12 protein-coding genes are annotated in these 16,171 nt (G+C 71.3%); 3 read left to right on the top strand and 9 right to left on the bottom strand.

What is annotated here, in order from left to right:
* The first annotated feature begins 478 nt into the window (after nucleotides 1-478).
* Nucleotides 479-3,211, top strand: a complete 2,733-nt coding sequence (acnA, locus tag ABZ454_RS17875; protein WP_359538991.1) for an aconitate hydratase AcnA — start codon at nucleotides 479-481, stop codon at nucleotides 3,209-3,211.
* 84 nt (nucleotides 3,212-3,295) lie between these two features.
* Here the strand turns inward: acnA and ABZ454_RS17870 are convergent, their stop codons facing one another.
* From ABZ454_RS17870 to ABZ454_RS17850, 5 genes are all read right to left on the bottom strand, one after another.
* Complete coding sequence (locus ABZ454_RS17870; RefSeq protein ID WP_356312081.1) at nucleotides 3,296-4,207, bottom strand: VCBS repeat-containing protein; 912 nt, start codon at nucleotides 4,205-4,207, stop codon at nucleotides 3,296-3,298.
* Nucleotides 4,208-4,321: 114 nt separating this feature from the next.
* On the bottom strand, nucleotides 4,322-5,173 hold the full coding sequence (locus ABZ454_RS17865) for a VCBS repeat-containing protein (protein ID WP_359538988.1): 852 nt from the start codon (nucleotides 5,171-5,173) through the stop codon (nucleotides 4,322-4,324).
* 173 nt (nucleotides 5,174-5,346) lie between these two features.
* Nucleotides 5,347-7,443 carry an FUSC family protein gene (locus tag ABZ454_RS17860; RefSeq protein WP_359538987.1) on the bottom strand — a complete coding sequence of 699 codons (2,097 nt, stop codon included), beginning with the start codon at nucleotides 7,441-7,443 and terminating at the stop codon, nucleotides 5,347-5,349.
* Nucleotides 7,444-7,716: 273 nt separating this feature from the next.
* Nucleotides 7,717-8,103 (bottom strand): nuclear transport factor 2 family protein, encoded by a 387-nt coding sequence (locus tag ABZ454_RS17855; protein WP_359538986.1) that lies wholly within the window; start codon nucleotides 8,101-8,103, stop codon nucleotides 7,717-7,719.
* The gene (locus tag ABZ454_RS17850) at nucleotides 8,100-9,455 is read right to left on the bottom strand and encodes an MFS transporter (RefSeq protein ID WP_359538985.1); all 1,356 of its coding nucleotides are present in this window, start codon (nucleotides 9,453-9,455) and stop codon (nucleotides 8,100-8,102) included. Before ABZ454_RS17850 ends, ABZ454_RS17855 begins: the two co-directional genes overlap by 4 nt.
* A gap of 155 nt (nucleotides 9,456-9,610) precedes the next feature.
* Here ABZ454_RS17850 and ABZ454_RS17845 point away from each other — a divergent pair, with 155 nt between their 5' ends.
* Both ABZ454_RS17845 and ABZ454_RS17840 read left to right on the top strand, forming a co-directional pair.
* Nucleotides 9,611-10,180, top strand: coding sequence for a TetR family transcriptional regulator (locus ABZ454_RS17845; RefSeq protein ID WP_359538983.1), 570 nt, complete (start codon nucleotides 9,611-9,613; stop codon nucleotides 10,178-10,180).
* Between the two features lie 108 nt (nucleotides 10,181-10,288).
* On the top strand, nucleotides 10,289-11,521 hold the full coding sequence (locus ABZ454_RS17840) for an ROK family transcriptional regulator (RefSeq protein ID WP_359538982.1): 1,233 nt from the start codon (nucleotides 10,289-10,291) through the stop codon (nucleotides 11,519-11,521).
* Nucleotides 11,522-11,596: 75 nt separating this feature from the next.
* On the opposite strand, the gene ABZ454_RS17835 is transcribed toward ABZ454_RS17840, so the two are convergent.
* The 4 genes from ABZ454_RS17835 to ABZ454_RS17820 are packed head-to-tail and all read right to left on the bottom strand — an operon-like array spanning nucleotide 11,597 to nucleotide 16,098.
* Complete coding sequence (locus ABZ454_RS17835) at nucleotides 11,597-12,976, bottom strand: GH1 family beta-glucosidase (RefSeq protein WP_359538979.1); 1,380 nt, start codon at nucleotides 12,974-12,976, stop codon at nucleotides 11,597-11,599.
* 13 nt (nucleotides 12,977-12,989) lie between these two features.
* A complete protein-coding gene (locus tag ABZ454_RS17830; RefSeq protein WP_356312102.1) occupies nucleotides 12,990-13,847 on the bottom strand; it encodes a carbohydrate ABC transporter permease in 858 nt (285 codons plus the stop codon).
* A gap of 5 nt (nucleotides 13,848-13,852) precedes the next feature.
* Entirely contained in the window at nucleotides 13,853-14,824 is a 972-nt protein-coding gene (locus ABZ454_RS17825; protein WP_359538977.1) for a sugar ABC transporter permease, read from the bottom strand.
* Between the two features lie 11 nt (nucleotides 14,825-14,835).
* Nucleotides 14,836-16,098, bottom strand: a complete 1,263-nt coding sequence (locus ABZ454_RS17820) for a sugar ABC transporter substrate-binding protein (RefSeq protein WP_359538975.1) — start codon at nucleotides 16,096-16,098, stop codon at nucleotides 14,836-14,838.
* Nucleotides 16,099-16,171: the final 73 nt, after the last annotated feature.

Genomic DNA, 16,171 nt, shown 5'->3' with positions numbered 1-16,171 from the left:
TCCTGGCGAGGGGTGGGGCGTTGGGCCGTAGGGTGACGAGGTCGGAAGCGTCCCCACGACGGCCCTGGTGGCACTCGGGGATGGTGTGCCGTGCGGTAGTGAGCACCGTCGACGTGCCCTGCGGCAGTGGACACCGCCGACGGCGCAGGCCGGCGGTGGAGACCATCGGCGCTCGCGCGTGCAGCATCCGGTACGACGACTCGGCCAGGTGCGCCGGTGAGGGGGGTGGAAGCGGCCGGATGCGCGGACGAACGCCTCGATCGGATGAGGGCGGTCAGGGGCGGCCGGACATGACCCTTCCACGGCGATGTACTAGAGTTATCTCGACATCGAGATATATGCCGAAGGCGCACAGTGGACCGCCGTGCAGTAAGGGTTACCTAACTAACCTTTACCTTAGCGGATGGCCGGGTCGCCGAAGGCGGCACCACGCGGCGCCCGCCGAAGTGAGGCGCGGCGCGGAGTTACGCGCACATTGATGAAGGAGACTGTCGTGTCGGCGAACAGCTTCGACGCCCGCAGCACGCTGCGCGTGGGCGACGAGTCGTACGAGATCTTCAAGCTGGACAAGGTCGAGGGCTCCGCGCGCCTCCCTTACAGCCTGAAGGTGCTGCTGGAGAACCTGCTCCGCACGGAGGACGGCGCGAACATCACCGCCGACCACATCCGGGCGCTCGGCGGCTGGGACTCCCAGGCCCAGCCCAGCCAGGAGATCCAGTTCACGCCGGCCCGCGTGATCATGCAGGACTTCACCGGCGTGCCCTGTGTCGTGGACCTCGCCACCATGCGTGAGGCCGTCAAGGAGCTCGGCGGTGACCCGGCGAAGATCAACCCGCTGGCCCCCGCCGAGCTGGTCATCGACCACTCCGTCATCGCCGACAAGTTCGGCACGGCGGACGCCTTCGGCCAGAACGTCGAGCTGGAGTACGGCCGCAACAAGGAGCGCTACCAGTTCCTGCGCTGGGGCCAGACCGCGTTCGACGAGTTCAAGGTCGTCCCCCCGGGCACCGGCATCGTCCACCAGGTCAACATCGAGCACCTGGCCCGCACGGTCATGGTCCGGGGCGGCCAGGCGTACCCCGACACGCTCGTCGGCACCGACTCGCACACCACGATGGTCAACGGCCTCGGCGTGCTGGGCTGGGGTGTCGGCGGCATCGAGGCCGAGGCCGCGATGCTCGGCCAGCCGGTCTCCATGCTCATCCCGCGCGTCGTCGGCTTCAAGCTGACCGGCGAGCTCCCGGCCGGCACCACCGCCACCGACCTCGTGCTGACCATCACCGAGATGCTCCGCAAGCACGGCGTCGTCGGCAAGTTCGTCGAGTTCTACGGTGAGGGCGTCGCAGCCACCTCCCTCGCGAACCGCGCCACCATCGGCAACATGTCGCCGGAGTTCGGCTCCACCGCCGCGATCTTCCCGATCGACGACGAGACGCTGAAGTACCTCCGTCTGACCGGCCGCGACGCCCAGCAGGTCGCGCTCGTCGAGGCGTACGCCAAGGAGCAGGGCCTCTGGCTCGACCCGGCCGCCGAGCCGGACTTCTCCGAGAAGCTGGAGCTCGACCTCTCCACGGTCGTCCCCTCCATCGCCGGTCCGAAGCGCCCGCAGGACCGCATCGTCCTCGCCAACGCCTCCCAGCAGTTCGCGCAGGACGTACGCAACTACGTCACCGACGACATGGAGGCGAGCAAGGAGTCCTTCCCGGCCTCCGACGCGCCGGCCGTGTCCCCCAACGGCACCCCGTCGAACCCGGTCACCGTGACCGCCCCCGACGGCACGACGTACGAGTTGGACCACGGCGCCGTCACCGTCGCCGCGATCACCTCCTGCACCAACACCTCGAACCCCTACGTCATGGTCGCCGCCGCGCTCGTGGCGAAGAAGGCGGTCGAGAAGGGCCTGACCCGCAAGCCGTGGGTCAAGACCACCCTCGCCCCGGGCTCGAAGGTCGTCACCGACTACTTCGACAAGGCGGGTCTGACCCCGTACCTCGACAAGGTCGGCTTCAACCTCGTCGGCTACGGCTGCACCACCTGCATCGGCAACTCCGGCCCGCTGCCGGAAGAGGTCTCCAAGGCGGTCAACGAGCACGACCTGGCCGTGACCTCGGTGCTCTCCGGCAACCGTAACTTCGAGGGCCGGATCAACCCCGACGTCAAGATGAACTACCTGGCGTCCCCGCCGCTGGTCGTCGCGTACGCCATCGCCGGTTCGATGAAGGTCGACATCACCAAGGACGCCCTCGGCGTCGACCAGGACGGCAAGCCCGTCCACCTGGCGGACATCTGGCCCACCGAGGCCGAGGTGAACGACGTCGTCGCCAACTCCATCGGCGAGGACATGTTCAACAAGTCCTACCAGGACGTCTTCGCGGGCGACGCCCAGTGGCAGGCGCTCTCGATCCCCACCGGCAACACCTTCGAGTGGGACTCCGAGTCCACCTACGTGCGCAAGCCCCCGTACTTCGAGGGCATGACGATGGAGACGACCCCGGTCGAGGACATCACCGGCGCCCGTGTCCTGGCCAAGCTCGGCGACTCGGTCACCACCGACCACATCTCCCCGGCCGGTGCGATCAAGGCCGACACCCCGGCCGGCAAGTACCTCACGGAGCACGGCATCGAGCGCCGTGACTTCAACTCCTACGGCTCGCGCCGTGGCAACCACGAGGTCATGATCCGCGGCACGTTCGCCAACATCCGCCTGCGCAACCAGATCGCGCCGGGCACCGAGGGCGGCTTCACCCGCGACTTCACGCAGGCCGACGGCCCGGTGTCGTTCATCTACGACGCCTCGCAGAACTACCAGGCGGCCGGCACCCCGCTGGTCATCCTGGCGGGCAAGGAGTACGGCTCCGGCTCGTCCCGTGACTGGGCGGCCAAGGGCACCGCGCTCCTGGGCGTCAAGGCCGTCATCGCCGAGTCCTACGAGCGCATCCACCGCTCGAACCTCATCGGCATGGGCGTCCTCCCGCTCCAGTTCCCGGAGGGCCAGACCGCCCAGTCCCTCGGTCTGACCGGCGAGGAGACCTTCTCCTTCACCGGCGTGACCGAGCTGAACGACGGCACCACCCCGCGCACGGTCAAGGTCACCACCGACACCGGTGTGGAGTTCGACGGCGTCGTCCGCATCGACACGCCCGGCGAGGCCGACTACTACCGCAACGGCGGCATCCTGCAGTACGTGCTCCGCAGCCTGATCCGCAAGTAGGCATCAGCGGCAGTACGGCGAGAGGGCCGCACCCCCGGCGACGGGGGTGCGGCCCTCTCTCATGGTGCGGAGGAAACTACCGGCTCAGAAGAGCAGGCGGTAGGTGTTCCAGCCGCCGCCGATCTGGACGCGGGCCTTGTACGGGGAGGCCGCGTTGCCGGTGCCGGAGTAGCGCCACAGGATGCCGGCCGAGTCACGGGCGAGCAGGTCGGCCCTGCCGTCGTAGTCGAGGTCACCCGTCGAGACGAGGAGGTTGTAGGCGTTCCAGCCCGAGCCGACCTTGGTGCGGGTGGCGAAGGGCGCCTTGTAGTTGCCGGTGCCCTTGTAGAGCCACAGGACGCCGGCCCCGTCGCGGGCGACGACGTCGTTCTTGCCGTCGCCGCTCAGGTCGCCGTTGCCCGCGATCTGGTTGTAGATGTTCCAGCCGCTGCCGACCTTGTAGCGGGACGTCAGCTTGCCCGTGCCGAGGCCCAGGTAGAGGTAGAGCGCACCCGAGCTGTCGCGGGCCAGCAGGTCGCCGGCTCCGGCGCCGCCGAGGTTGCCCGCGGAGACGAGCTTGTTGTAGATGTTCCAGCCGCCGCCGAGGCGCGTGCCGGTGAGCTCCCAGGGCATGTAGTAGAGCGAACCGGCGTAGTCCCGCGCCCACAGACCGTCGGTCGCGTTGTCCGTGCCGTTGTTGACCTGCGCCATGTCCTTGATGTCGGACCAGCTGCTGTCACTGTTCGACTCGCGCGGGAGGAAGCCGCCCTTGCCGTTCTGCGTGTAGCCGTAGGAGTTGCCGGCCTTGTCGATTCCGTACAGGGCGGAGGACACGGTGGCGGCGGCTGCCGTCGCGGCGGCGGGCTGCTGCGCGGCGGTCGCCGCGCTCGGCGCCGCCGGCTGCGGGGAGTCGGCGGCAACGGCGGACGTGCCGGTACCGACGAGTGCGGCGGTGAGCGCCGCGGCTGCCACACGGGCGGCTATGCGTCTGTTCTTACGGCCAGAGGTTTTGGCCACGAAGTACTCCATGGATCTAGATGAAGGGTGGCCCGCCCGTCCCCGGAGGGAGGGCAGGCCACGGGTTTCATCCGAATCGTGTCATGACTTCGGGAGGGAAACCTTCACTTTTGGTCAGAAGATGAGACGGTAGCTGTTCCAGCCACCCGTGCCGATCTTCACACGGCTCCCGAACGGGGCCGCGGCCGAGCCCGTGCCCTCGTAGAGGTACAGCGCACCGGCGGCGTCGCGGCCGACGAGGTCGGCCTTGCCGTCCAGGTCGATGTCACCGGCGGCGAAGACGGTGTTGTACGTGTTCCAGCCGGCGCCGACCTTGGTGCGGGCGGCGAACGGGGCCTTGTAGTCGCCGGTGCCCTTGTAGAGCCACAGGACGCCGGACGTGTCGCGGGCGACGAGGTCGCTCTTGCCGTCGCCGGTCAGGTCGCCGTTGCCCGCGATCTGGGTGTAGACGTTCCAGCCGCCGCCGACGGAGTACCGGTTGGTGACGGTGCCGTCGTCGTAGCCCAGGTACAGGAACAGGTTCCCGGACGCGTCACGGCCGAGCAGGTCGCCGCCCTCGGCGCCGCCGAGGTTGCCCGCGGAGACGAGCTTGTTGTAGATGCCCCAGCCGTGGCCGACGTTCTTGAGTGGGGAGTTGTCGTTGGCGGCGTAGGACAGGTCGCCCGACGTGCTGGTCTGCCAGCGGCCGTCGGCGATGCTGTCGGCGTTGTGGTCGACGAGGCCGAGGAAGTTGATGTCCTTCCAGCCGGTGTCGAGCGGGACGCGGGACTGCAGGCCGCCTTCACCGTTCGGTGCGTAGTAGTACGAGGCGCCCGTGCTGTCCACGCCGGTGATGCCGTACATGGGCGCGTCGCCCACCTCCGCGGCGAAGGCGGAGGCGCCGGTGCCGACGAGGGCCGCGGTTATCGCGGCGGCGGCGAGACGGGTGGCTGCCCGTCCGTGCGGACGGCCGGAGATCTTGGCCACGTGTGTTCTCCATGGGTGGTGGGGCGAGGCGTGACGCGCCGCGGGATACGGGGACACGCCACGGAATTGAGGGTGATCCTTTCACGAGTCCCTCACGGCTCCAAGGGTTTGACGAAAAGCCGTCAAGGCGGCATCTCCACCCCGGCGCACCGTCGTTACGCAAAGGCGCCAGGTCAGGGCCGGGTGACGGAACCGGCCGTTGCCCGTTCGGCGGGGCCGGCCGCGGTGAGCCGGTGGATGCCGTGCAACTGGGTCATCACGTCCCGGAGCGACCGGCAGTCCCGGGGGCCCGGGCCCGGCGCCGGCCGCGTGGTGCGGTGGCCGTCCTCCAGGGCGTCCGCCAGCACGGACAGCGCCGTCGTCACGCGCTCCACATCACCCGACGAAGGCCGCGGCACCCCGTTCCCCACCCGCAGCGCGCACGCGGTCGCCGCGTCGACGACCAGCTCGGCGGCCACCGCCACCGCCGGCCAGTCGTGGCGCCTCCCGCCGAACGGGCCCGGCAGCTCGGCCGCGACGGTCTCCGCCGCGGCCCGCGCCTCGGCGAGCGCCCGGTACGCGGCGCCGCGCAGCGCCAGCCCCCGCACGTCGTCCCGCTGCCGGCCTCCGGCCGGGCCCGGCGCGTCCAGGACGTGGCGCAGGTACCGCTCCGTGCAGCGCAGCGTGACGGCGAACCGGTGGCCGACGCGTACCCGGGGGTCGGCCACCAGCGGCAGATGGCCGACGAGCAGCACGATGACGCAGGCCAGGAACGTCTCCAGCAGCCGGGACGCGGCCGCCTCGGTGTCACCCGCGGTGTGGACGAACGACAGCACCAGCACGGTGATCACCGCGGTCTGGAACGCGAAGTGGCGGGTGGACAGCGGCACCAGGGCTCCGGCCACCACGACGAGCGGCGGGCCGAGGCCGCCGAGCGCGGCCGTGAGCGCGACGAAGGCCAGCGCTCCCGCCACGGTTCCGGCGAACCGGTTCACCACCCGTGAGAACAGTGGTCCCATGTCCGGTTTCACCAGGAACGCGGCGGTGGCCGGCAGCCAGTACCAGTGGTCCTCGTGCAGCACCAGCGCGACGGTCGCCGTGACCGAGACGCAGAGCGCCACCCGCAGCCCGTACTCACGTCCGGCGGGTGTGAACAGGCCAGGGCGGAAAGCGGAGTTCGCGCGGTCTGCTCCCTTCGTGCGGTATGCGCCCTTCATGCGGTCTGCGTCGTCCGCACTGTCAGCGCCGTTCGCGCCGTTCATGCCCTTTGTGCGGGAGTGCCCGGGGGGCTCCGGAGCGTGCGCGACGGCCGTCGTCCGGTCGAAGACCACCGCGGCCTCCAGCACCGCCCGGTCGAAGGCGAGGCGTTCGACGGTGTCCGGCGGAGGGCTCGGCAGCGTACCCGCCGGTCCACCGGAACGGACCGCCGCGGCCAGCCGCCGGGGCCCTTCGGCCACCGCGTCCGGGACGGGCCGGCCCTCCCACAGCAGCGCGATGCTCGCCTCGCAGAGCGCGGCCCCCGCGCCGAAGCGTGCGGCGAGGGCGTGGTCCGTCCCGGCGGCCCGGCGGGGCCACGGCAGCAACCGCATCAGCCGCAGCGCCTCGTCGGCCTGCTGCTGTGCGGCGACGAGTGCGCGTCGGGCCGACGGCGCACCCGGTCCGCCCAGGGCGCCCAGCGCGTTCGCGAGCGCGTCGAACACGGCGGCCACCGCCTCGCGTTCGCCGCTCCGCCGCGTCGCTCCCCGCGCTCGCGGAGCGCGCAGCAGCAGCCGCAGGACCACCAGCCAGCCCGCACCGGCCAGGAAGCACAGCGCCTTCACCCACGCGGGTCCGGCCAGCGGCATTCCCATGCCGATCGTCGTGGCGACCAGCATCTGGAGGGCGGCCGCCGACCACACGGCGCCCCGGGTGCTCAGCGCCCCCGACACCCACCCCACCAGGAAGAGCACGGGAACCGCCGCCCACCGCCCCGACACCTCCGCGACCAGGGCGCCGACGAGCAGCCCCAGCGAGCCGGCGGCGGCCGGCAGCCCGATGTGGACGAGGCCCTTGCGGCGCGTCCCCGGGCGGTCGTTGACCCCGGCCAGCATCGCCCCGAGCGCGGCGAGGACCCCCGGCCCCGGTTGTCCGGCGGCGATGCCGGCCCCGAGCAGCGGGCCCGCACCGAGCGCGCCGCGCACCATCGCCGTACGGGGCACGGGGGCTCGGCGCAGGCGCAGCACGTGGGTGAGCCACGCGGGCGCGCGACGCCGTGGTCGTGAGCTGTCGCCTCGGACGGCCGAAACGTGCACCGCGGGCCTCCTCGTACGGCCGGACCAGGGGCCCGGGGGCGGGTGGAGCGGGCAACGGCGGCCGCGTACGGCCACCGTAGCCGCGCGATGTGGCGGGCCGGCTGCGACGGTGTTTCAGGGATGTGATCACCGGCGATCGGGTGAGGGGAGGTGTCCGCCACCACCCGCCACCCGCCGGCCGCCACCCGCCGGCCGCCATCCGCCGACCGCCACCCGCCGGCCGCCGGGTCACCGGTAGCCCGGCGGCCGGCGGCCCGGCGGCAGGCGGCCCGGTCACCGGTCGATGAACTGGTGGTCGCCGGCGATGAGGCCGGCCGCGTCGAGTACGAGGAAGTCGAAGCCCACGGAAACGGCCGTCCCCGTCGCCACCTCCACCATCTCCCAGTGGAACCGGACGGTTCCGTGGTGCCCGTCGGCGTCGGGTACCGCCCGGAAGCGGTGGCTGCCGGGGGCCACCCACCGGTCGTGGGCGTCGGCCACCCGCGCCACCATGGCCGCGCGGCCGCGCACCTCGCGCGACGGGGTGAAGTGCGCGCAGTCGGGGGCGAACAACTCGTCGACGAGGGCGTGGCGCACGACCGGGTCGGGCTCGTTCCACAGGGCGATGTACCGGCGGGCGAGGGTGTTCAGGGCGTCGGTGGCGGTGTCGGTGGTGCTCATGCGGTGGCTCCTTCTCGGGTGGACGACGTGACGGCACCGCTCCTCCCGGCGCCGCGGGGGAGCAGCTGCGCGAGCGCGGTGAGGACGAGGGCGATGACGATCAGGTAGGTCAGTGCGTGCCGGAACGCGGCGGGGACCCCGTCGGCGACGCTGCCGTAGTAGACGACGCCGACCGCGCCCACCCCCAGCGCCCCGCCCACCTGCTGGGCGGTGGTGAGCGCACTCGCGGCCGCTCCGGCGTGGCGCTGGGCGACCCCGGCCAGCACGGTGGTCATGATCGGGCCTAGGGCCAGTCCCATGCCGATCCCGTCGACGAGGAGCGCCGGGACGAACCAGGCGACGCCGGCCCCCCGCGCCACCATGAACAGCAGCGCGGCGAGGCCGAGCGCCCGGGTGAGGCCACCGACCGCGATCACCTGCCGGCCGAGACGGGCCGTCAGCCGGGGGGCGAGCAGCGAGGCCGCCAGATACCCGGCGCCGATCGGGACGAAGACGAGCCCTGCCTCAAGCGCGTCGAGGCCGCGGCCCTGCTGAACGTACAGCGCGAAGACCAGGAAGTAGGCGGCCATGCCCATCGTGAACGCGAGGTACGTCAACAGACCCGCGGTGAAGCCGCGTTGGCGGAAGAGGGCCGGGTCGATCAGGGGTGAGGGCGGGAGCCGTCTCCGGGCGAAGGCGACGAAGAGCGCGGCGGAGGCGGCGAAGGACACCCAGGTCCACGCGGGCCAGCCCTGTTCGCGGCCCTCGATCAGGGGCAGCAGGGTGGCGGCGAGGGCGGAGGTGACCAGGGCGGCGCCGGGCAGGTCGAGGCGCGCGGCGCCGGCGACCCGGCTTTCCGGGATCACCCGCCGGGCGAGGGCCAGTACGGCGATGCCGATCGGCACGTTGAGCAGGAAGCAGGCCCGCCAGCCGAGCCCGAACAGGTCGGCGCGGATGAGCACCCCGCCGATGAGCTGTCCGAACACCGCCGCCAGCCCCATCGTCAGGGCGTACGCGTTGATGGCCCTGAGTCGCTCAGGACCCTCGTACGCCGTGCGGACGATGGCGAGAACCTGCGGGGCGAGCAGCGCGGCAGCGGCGCCCTGGGCCACGCGCGCCATGACCAGCGTGGTGGCGTCGGGCGCGCACCCGCACACGAGGGAGGTGAGCGTGAACAGGGCCGTCCCCAGCATGAACATCCGGCGGCGCCCGTGGATGTCTCCGAGCCGCCCGCCGAGGATCAGCCCGGATCCGTAGGCCAGGGCGTACCCGGCGACGATCCATTCGACGGCGGTCGGGCCGGCGCGCAGATCGTGCTGGGTGGAGGGGACGGCCACGTTGACGATGAAGAAGTCGAGGGTGGGGATGAACACGCCGGTTAACACGGTCGGCAGAGTTCCGGAACGGGGCATGGCTGCTCCTTGGAAGCGGAGAGGGACGCGTGGTGCTTCGAACGGTCGGTCTACCTTGCTGCCGTCAGTAGATAGACTGGTTGTTCTACCGTCAAGTCCGTGTCAGAATCGATGACGTGACGACGACGAGACCCGGCCCCCGCGAACGGCTGATCGAGGCCGCCCGCGACCTCACCTACACCCACGGTGTGCACGTCGGCGTGGACGCGATCCTCAGACAGGCCGACGTCGCGCGCCGCTCCCTCTACCAGCACTTCGGCGGCAAGGACGGTCTGGTCGCCGAGGTCCTGCGCAGCCACCCGGCCCGGGCCCGCTACGACGAGGTGATGGAGAAGGCCGGTGACGACGCGCGGGCGCGCGTCCTCGCGGTCTTCGACGAGCTGGAGGTGGTCACCACACGCCCGGCCTTCCACGGCTGCCGCTACACCACGGCCGATGTGGCCCTCACGGATCCGGCGCACCCCGCCCACGCGGAGGTCCGCGCCTTCAAGGACGGTCTGCACGAGCTGTTCACCGCGGAGCTCACCCGCCACGGGCACCCGGACCCGGAGTTCGGCGCCGACCAGCTCCTGGTGCTCATCGACGGCACGCTGGCGCACGCGGTCACCCGCCCCGACGCCCACCCGGCGCTCGCCGCCCGGGAGATGGCCGCCGTGCTGCTCGACCGGGCGGGCGCCCGGCGCTGACAGCGCCCGCACCGGCGGCCGGCAGCCGGTGCCCGGTCACGAAACCGCAGGTCGTCCGCGGGCGCATGCGCGCCGCCGGGTCCGCGAGGCCCTACGCTCGAAGGTCTGATGATGACCTTCCGTCCCCCCTCGCCCGGCGCCAAGGCCGGAGCCGAGTCCGTGCGCCGCACCAACCTCGGCCTCGTCCTGCGTGCCGTCCTGGAGGAGGGCGAGGTGACCCGCGCCCGGGTGGCCGCCCGCGTCGGGCTGACCCGGGCCGCGGTCTCCTCGCTCGTCGAGGAGCTGCTGGCGCTCGACCACCTGACCGAGTCCGGCAAGACGTTCAGCGGGAGCGCCGGACGCCCCGGCACCGTGCTGAAGGTGTCGGACACGGGTCCGGCCGGGCTCGGCGTCGAGATCAACATCGACTACGTCTCGGTGTGCGCGGTCGGGCTCACCGGCACCGACCGGGTCCGCGTCACCGAGCACATCGACAACCGGGGCACCCCGCCGGCCGAGGTCCTCGCCCACGCCGCCCGGCTGACCAACCGGGTCATCACCTCGACCGGCGAGCAGGGGATGCGGGCCGTCGGCGTGGAGCTGGCCCTGCCCGGACTCATCTCCGGCGGCATGGTCCGGCAGGCGCCCAACCTGGGCTGGTACCGCGTCGCGGCCGAGGGCATCTTCGGCCAGGCGCTCAGCACCCTGCGGCCGGCCGGGCGGGCGCTGGCGGTCAGTTCCGACAACGAGGCCAATCTGGCGGCGCTGGCCGAGCTGTGGTTCGGCGGCCTCGGCGACGCCGGCTGCTTCCTCTACCTCACCGGCGAGATCGGCGTCGGCGGTGCGCTGGTGCTCCAGGGCGAACTGCTGCGCGGCGCCCACGGTTTCGCGGGGGAGGTCGGGCATGTGGTCGTCGACCCGCAGGGGCCGCTGTGCGGGTGCGGCGCTCGCGGCTGTCTTGAGCAGTACGCCGGTCAGGCGGCCCTGCTGCGGGCCGCCGGCATCGACCCGGCCGCGGGCGTGCGCGGACTCGGCGAACTGGAGAAGCGGGCCCGGGCGGGCGACCCGAGGACGCTGGAGGTGCTGTGGGCGGCCGGTGACCGGATGGGAGTGGTGCTGGCCGGGGCCGTCAACCTCTTCGATCTGGGCACCGTCGTCCTGGGCGGCATCTACCGCGACCTGATGCCGTGGCTGGCCGGGCCGGCCGAGGCGCAGCTCGCGGACCGGGTGGTGTCGGGCCGGTGGCGGAGCGACGGCAACGGGCTGCGGGCCTCCTCGTCCTCCGGCGACGCGGCGCGGGGCGCGGCGGCGCGGGTGGTGCGTGGAGTACTGGCGGACCCGGCGGCGTACACGGTGCGATGAGGGCGCGGGGGCGCGGAAGGAAGCCGCCCCGCCCGCCGTGCGTACGGCGAACGGGGCGGCCGGAGGCGGACCGTCCTACTTCCGGTGCGCCGCGATCAGCTGCTGGTACCAGCGGTAGCTGTCCTTCGGGGTGCGCTCCTGGGTGTCGTAGTCGACCCGGATGATCCCGAACCGCTTCGCGTACCCGAGCGCCCACTCGAAGTTGTCCAGCAGCGACCAGACGTAGTAGCCGCGCACGTCGACGCCCGCGTCCATCGCCGCCCGCAGCGCCGTCAGGTGCGTACGGAGGTACTCGACGCGGTCGGCGTCGTGCACCGAGCCGTCCGCGTCCACGGTGTCGAACTCCGCCGAACCGTTCTCCGTGATGTGCACCGGCGGCAGCGCGTCCCCGTACGTCTGCTTCAGCGTGGTCAGCAGGTCGGTGAAGGACTCGGGCACCACCGGCCAGTTCATCGCCGTCTTGCGGACGCCCCGGTACTCGCCCTCGCTGTACCGGTTGTCGGTGGCGACCCGCAGCGACGGGTCGGCCTCGCGGTACGGGGCGGCGGCGACCACGATGGGGCGGTAGTAGTTGATGCCCAGGAAGTCCATCGGCTGGGAGATCAGCTCCAGGTCGCCCTCGCGCCGGAAGTCCTGCGCGGTGATGAGCTCACCCCAGGTCTCCTCCTCGGTGGCCGGGTAGCGGCCCGCGAGGATCGGCTCGGTCCACACCAGGTTGTGCTGGGTGTCCGCGCGGACGACCGCGGCGAGGTCGGCGTCCGACTCGGTGGCCGGGACGTTGCGGTCCAGGTTGAGCGTGACGCCCGCCTCGCGGACACCCGCCGCCCGCAGCGCCTTCATCGCCAGGCCGTGGCCCACCAGCAGGTGGTGCGCGGCGGCCAGGGCCCCGCGTCCCTCCTTCGCGCCGGGGGCGTGCCGGCCGACCGAGTAGCCGAGGAACGCGCTGCACCACGGTTCGTTGAGCGTGATCCAGCGCGGCACCCGGTCGCCCAGGTGCTCCGCCATGATCGCCGCGTACTCCCCGAAGCGCTCCGCGGTCTCGCGTACCCGCCAGCCGCCGCGGTCCTCCAGCGCCTGGGGCAGGTCCCAGTGGTAGAGCGTGGCGGCCGGCTCGATGCCCGCCTCGAGGAGCTCGTCGACCAGCCGGGAGTAGAAGTCCAGGCCCTTCGGGTTTATCGCCCCGCCGCCCGTGGGCTGGATGCGCGACCAGGCGATCGAGAAGCGGTACGAGTCCACGCCGAGGTCGCGCAGCAGGGCCACGTCCTCGGGATAGCGGTGGTAGTGGTCGCAGGCCACGTCACCCGTGTCACCGCCGTCGGTCTTCCCCGGCGTGTGGCTGTAGGTGTCCCAGATCGACGGACCGCGGTCGTCCTCCCGCACGGCGCCCTCGATCTGGTACGAGGCCGTGGCGGCGCCGAAGACGAAGCCGGGCGGGAACACGGGGAACTCACTCATGGAAACGCAACCCTCACTTGACCGAGCCACCGGTGATCCCGGCGGCGATGTACTTCTGGGACAGCACGAGCAGGACCGCCGCCGGGATCGCGGAGAGCACGGACGCGGCCATGACCGAACCCCAGTCACCGACGTGGGCGCCGATGTACTGGTAGATGCCCAGTGTGATCGGCTTGACGTCGTCCGTGGTGTTCAGCGTCAGCGCGAACATGAAGTCGCTCCACGCGTACAGGAACGAGAACAGCCCCGCCGTGATCAGGGAGTTGCGGCTCATCGGCAGGACGACCTGGATGAACGTACGGACGCGGCCGGCGCCGTCGACCTCGGCGGCCTCGATGACCTCGCGCGGGATGGACACCATGAACGAGCGCATCAGCACGATGGCGAAGGGGATGCCCAGTGAGGCGTCCGCCAGCATGAGGCCGAAGTAGGAGTTGACCAGGCCGAGGTCCACGTACGCGCTGTACAGGGCGTTCGCGATGACGATGCCCGGCACCATCTGGGTGATGAGCGTGCCGAAGACGATCGTCCTGCTGCCGCGCAGCTTGAACTGCGCGAGGCCGTACGCCGCCGGAGCGGAGATCGCCAGGCAGATGGCCACGGCGCCGAGCGCCACGGCCAGCGAGGTCAGCAGGTTGCCGCCCTGCTCGGTGAGGGCGGAGGTGAAGCCGGAGAAGTCCACGCCCGTCGGGACGGGGCCGACGTCGACCAGGCTCGCGTCCGGCTGCAGCGCGGTGTTGATCATCCAGTACAGCGGGAACAGCATCACCGCGAGGATGACGACGCCGAGGACGGTCGCACCCCAGCGGCGCTTCGGCCGGTGGACGGTGGCGGGAGCCGGGGCGGCGGGGGTCTGGGTGGTGGTCGCCATGCCGGTCACTTCCCCTCGTTGCGGTTGACCCGCAGGTAGAACACCGCGAAGACGGCGGAGATCAGGATCAGGATGTTGCCGACCACGGCACCGGCCCCGAAGTCCATCTGGACGAACGAGTTCTGGTACGTGAGCGTGCCGAGCGTCTGGGTGGAGTCGGCGGGCCCGCCGTCGGTGAGGGCGAGGACCAGGTCGAGGATCTTCACCGTCGACATGAAGCCGAGCACCAGCACCACGGTGATGACGGGCTTGAGCATCGGCAGGGTGACCGAGCGGAACGTGCGCCAGGCGGACGCGCCGTCGAGCGCGGCGGCCTCGTTCAGCTCCTTGGGGACCTCTTGGAGGCCGCCGTAGAGGATCACCATGTTGAACGGGATGCCGATCCAGATGTTCACGAGGATCACCGAGATGAGCGCCATGCTCGTGCTCGTCAGCCACGGCGTGTCACCGGGGAGGCCGACGGTGTCCAGGAAGGAGTTGAGGACACCGGTGTCCTGGTCGAAGATGCGCCGCCACACGATGCCGGAGACGACCATCGGGACCAGCCACGGCAGCAGGATCAGCGAGCGCAGGATCCCGTTCAGCGGGAAGCGGCGGGTGAAGAAGACGGCGAGGGCCAGGCCGATGCAGAACTGGCCGAGGAGCGATCCCACCGTGAAGAGGATCGTCTGCCACAGGGCCTTGCCGAACAGCCCGTCGTTGAAGACGTTGCTCCAGTTGTCGAAGCCGTTGAACGGCGCCTTGCCGGTGAAGAAGGTGGAAGGCGAGTAGTCCTGGAAGCTCATCACGATGTTGCGGACGAGCGGGTAGCCGAAGAACAGCGCCATGAAGATCACCGCGGGGGCGATGAAGCCCCACTGGGCGAGTGTCCTGCGCCGCTTGGCGCTTCGCGGGTTCCCGGGCTTCTTGGCCGCGCCGGCCGCGGAGGCCTTCGGGTCGGCCGGGACCGCGGCGGCCGAGGCTGTGGTGGATGACATGGTTCGTTACCTCAGTTCCCGCTCGTGACCTGCTGCTGGGCACGCTTCAGAGCGGCCTCGCTGGACTCACCGGTGAGCGCGGACTGGAAGGCGCTCTGCAGGGCCAGCGACACGGACGACCACCGCGCGCCGAGCTTGGCGGTACGCGAACGGGCCGTGGCGACCTGGTCGGCGAGGGCCGCCAGCTCCGGGGCCTTCGTGCGCCACTGGGCCGCGGCCTTCTCGTTGGCCGGGACCATCCAGCTGTTGATCGCGTAGGTGATCTGCTCCTGCTCGCCCGACATGCAGCCGATGATCCTGGCGGACATCTTCTCCCGCTCGCTGTCACCGGTGTTCGGCACGGTCAGCACCCCGCCGCCCAGCGGACCCACCGAGTCGTCGCCGGCCTCCGGGACCGGGATCTGGGCGATGCCCCAGTTCAGCCCCTTCTTGGAGTTGAGGGTCTCCACCTGCCACGGGCCATTGATCATCATAGCGGCGTTGCCGGCCATGAACTGGTCGTTCACATCGGCCTGGGTCCAGTTGACCGTGGACTTGGACAGCGAGCCGTCCCCCAGGAGGCTCTTCCAGTAGTCCAGCGCCCCGGCCACCTGCGGGCTGTCGAGCTTCGTCTCGTCGCCGCCGTTGGACCACATGAACGGGGTGAACTGGAAGACGCCGTCCTCCGCGCCGCCCGCGCTCAGGGCGAGGCCGTACCGCTTGCCCTGGGTGAGCTTCTTGGCGGTCTCCCGCATCTCGCCCCAGGTGGTGGGCACCTTCAGGCCGGCCTTGTCGAGGGTGTCCTTGTTGTAGAACAGCGCCAGGGTGTTCACCGTGCGCGCCGCGCCGTAGTACTTCCCGTCGTACGAACCGAAGTTGACGATCCCGTCGGGGATGTCCTTCGTCGTCAGACCGAGGTCCTTCAGCGGGATCAGCCCGCCCGCCTCGGCAAACGTCGGCATCTCCGAGGCGTCCAGCTGGAGCACGTCGGGCAGTGACTTCGAGGACGCCATGCGCAGGGCCTTCGTCATCACCTGGGCGGCCGGGACGCTCTGCTGCTCGATCTTCACCCCGAGCTGCTTGCTGCACCGGGCCAGCGTCTGGGCGTCCCAGCGGTGGTAGGACTCGTCGGTCGACGAGTTCATGACGGTGTACACATCCGCATCCCGCTGCTGCCCGCAGCCGGACAGGACGACGCCGCCCAGCAACGCGGAGACGACGGTGAGCGGGACGATGACCCGCCGGTGATGACGGTGGCGCGGGAGGCGCGGGCCGTCCGGAGAAGGTGCTGTCACGATGGTGCCCTTGCGTGAGAGGGGTGCCGGCCCGAGGGGACCCCTGTGTCCCGACGAGGTGGATCCGTTCGTC

Origin of the sequence: Streptomyces sp. NPDC005803 (assembly GCF_040630435.1) — a bacterium.
Lineage (GTDB): Bacteria > Actinomycetota > Actinomycetes > Streptomycetales > Streptomycetaceae > Streptomyces.
This window is presented reverse-complemented; position numbering and strand designations above follow the sequence as displayed.

Excerpts from the sequence above, each read along its gene's own strand:
- acnA (WP_359538991.1), top strand. The coding sequence starts at position 479 with ATGAAGGAGACTGTCGTGTCGGCGAACAGCTTCGACGCCCGCAGCACG.
- ABZ454_RS17855 (WP_359538986.1), bottom strand. The coding sequence starts at position 8,103 with ATGAGCACCACCGACACCGCCACCGACGCCCTGAACACCCTCGCCCGC.
- ABZ454_RS17840 (WP_359538982.1), top strand. The coding sequence starts at position 10,289 with ATGATGACCTTCCGTCCCCCCTCGCCCGGCGCCAAGGCCGGAGCCGAG.
- ABZ454_RS17835 (WP_359538979.1), bottom strand. The coding sequence starts at position 12,976 with ATGAGTGAGTTCCCCGTGTTCCCGCCCGGCTTCGTCTTCGGCGCCGCC.
- ABZ454_RS17830 (WP_356312102.1), bottom strand. The coding sequence starts at position 13,847 with ATGGCGACCACCACCCAGACCCCCGCCGCCCCGGCTCCCGCCACCGTC.
- ABZ454_RS17825 (WP_359538977.1), bottom strand. The coding sequence starts at position 14,824 with ATGTCATCCACCACAGCCTCGGCCGCCGCGGTCCCGGCCGACCCGAAG.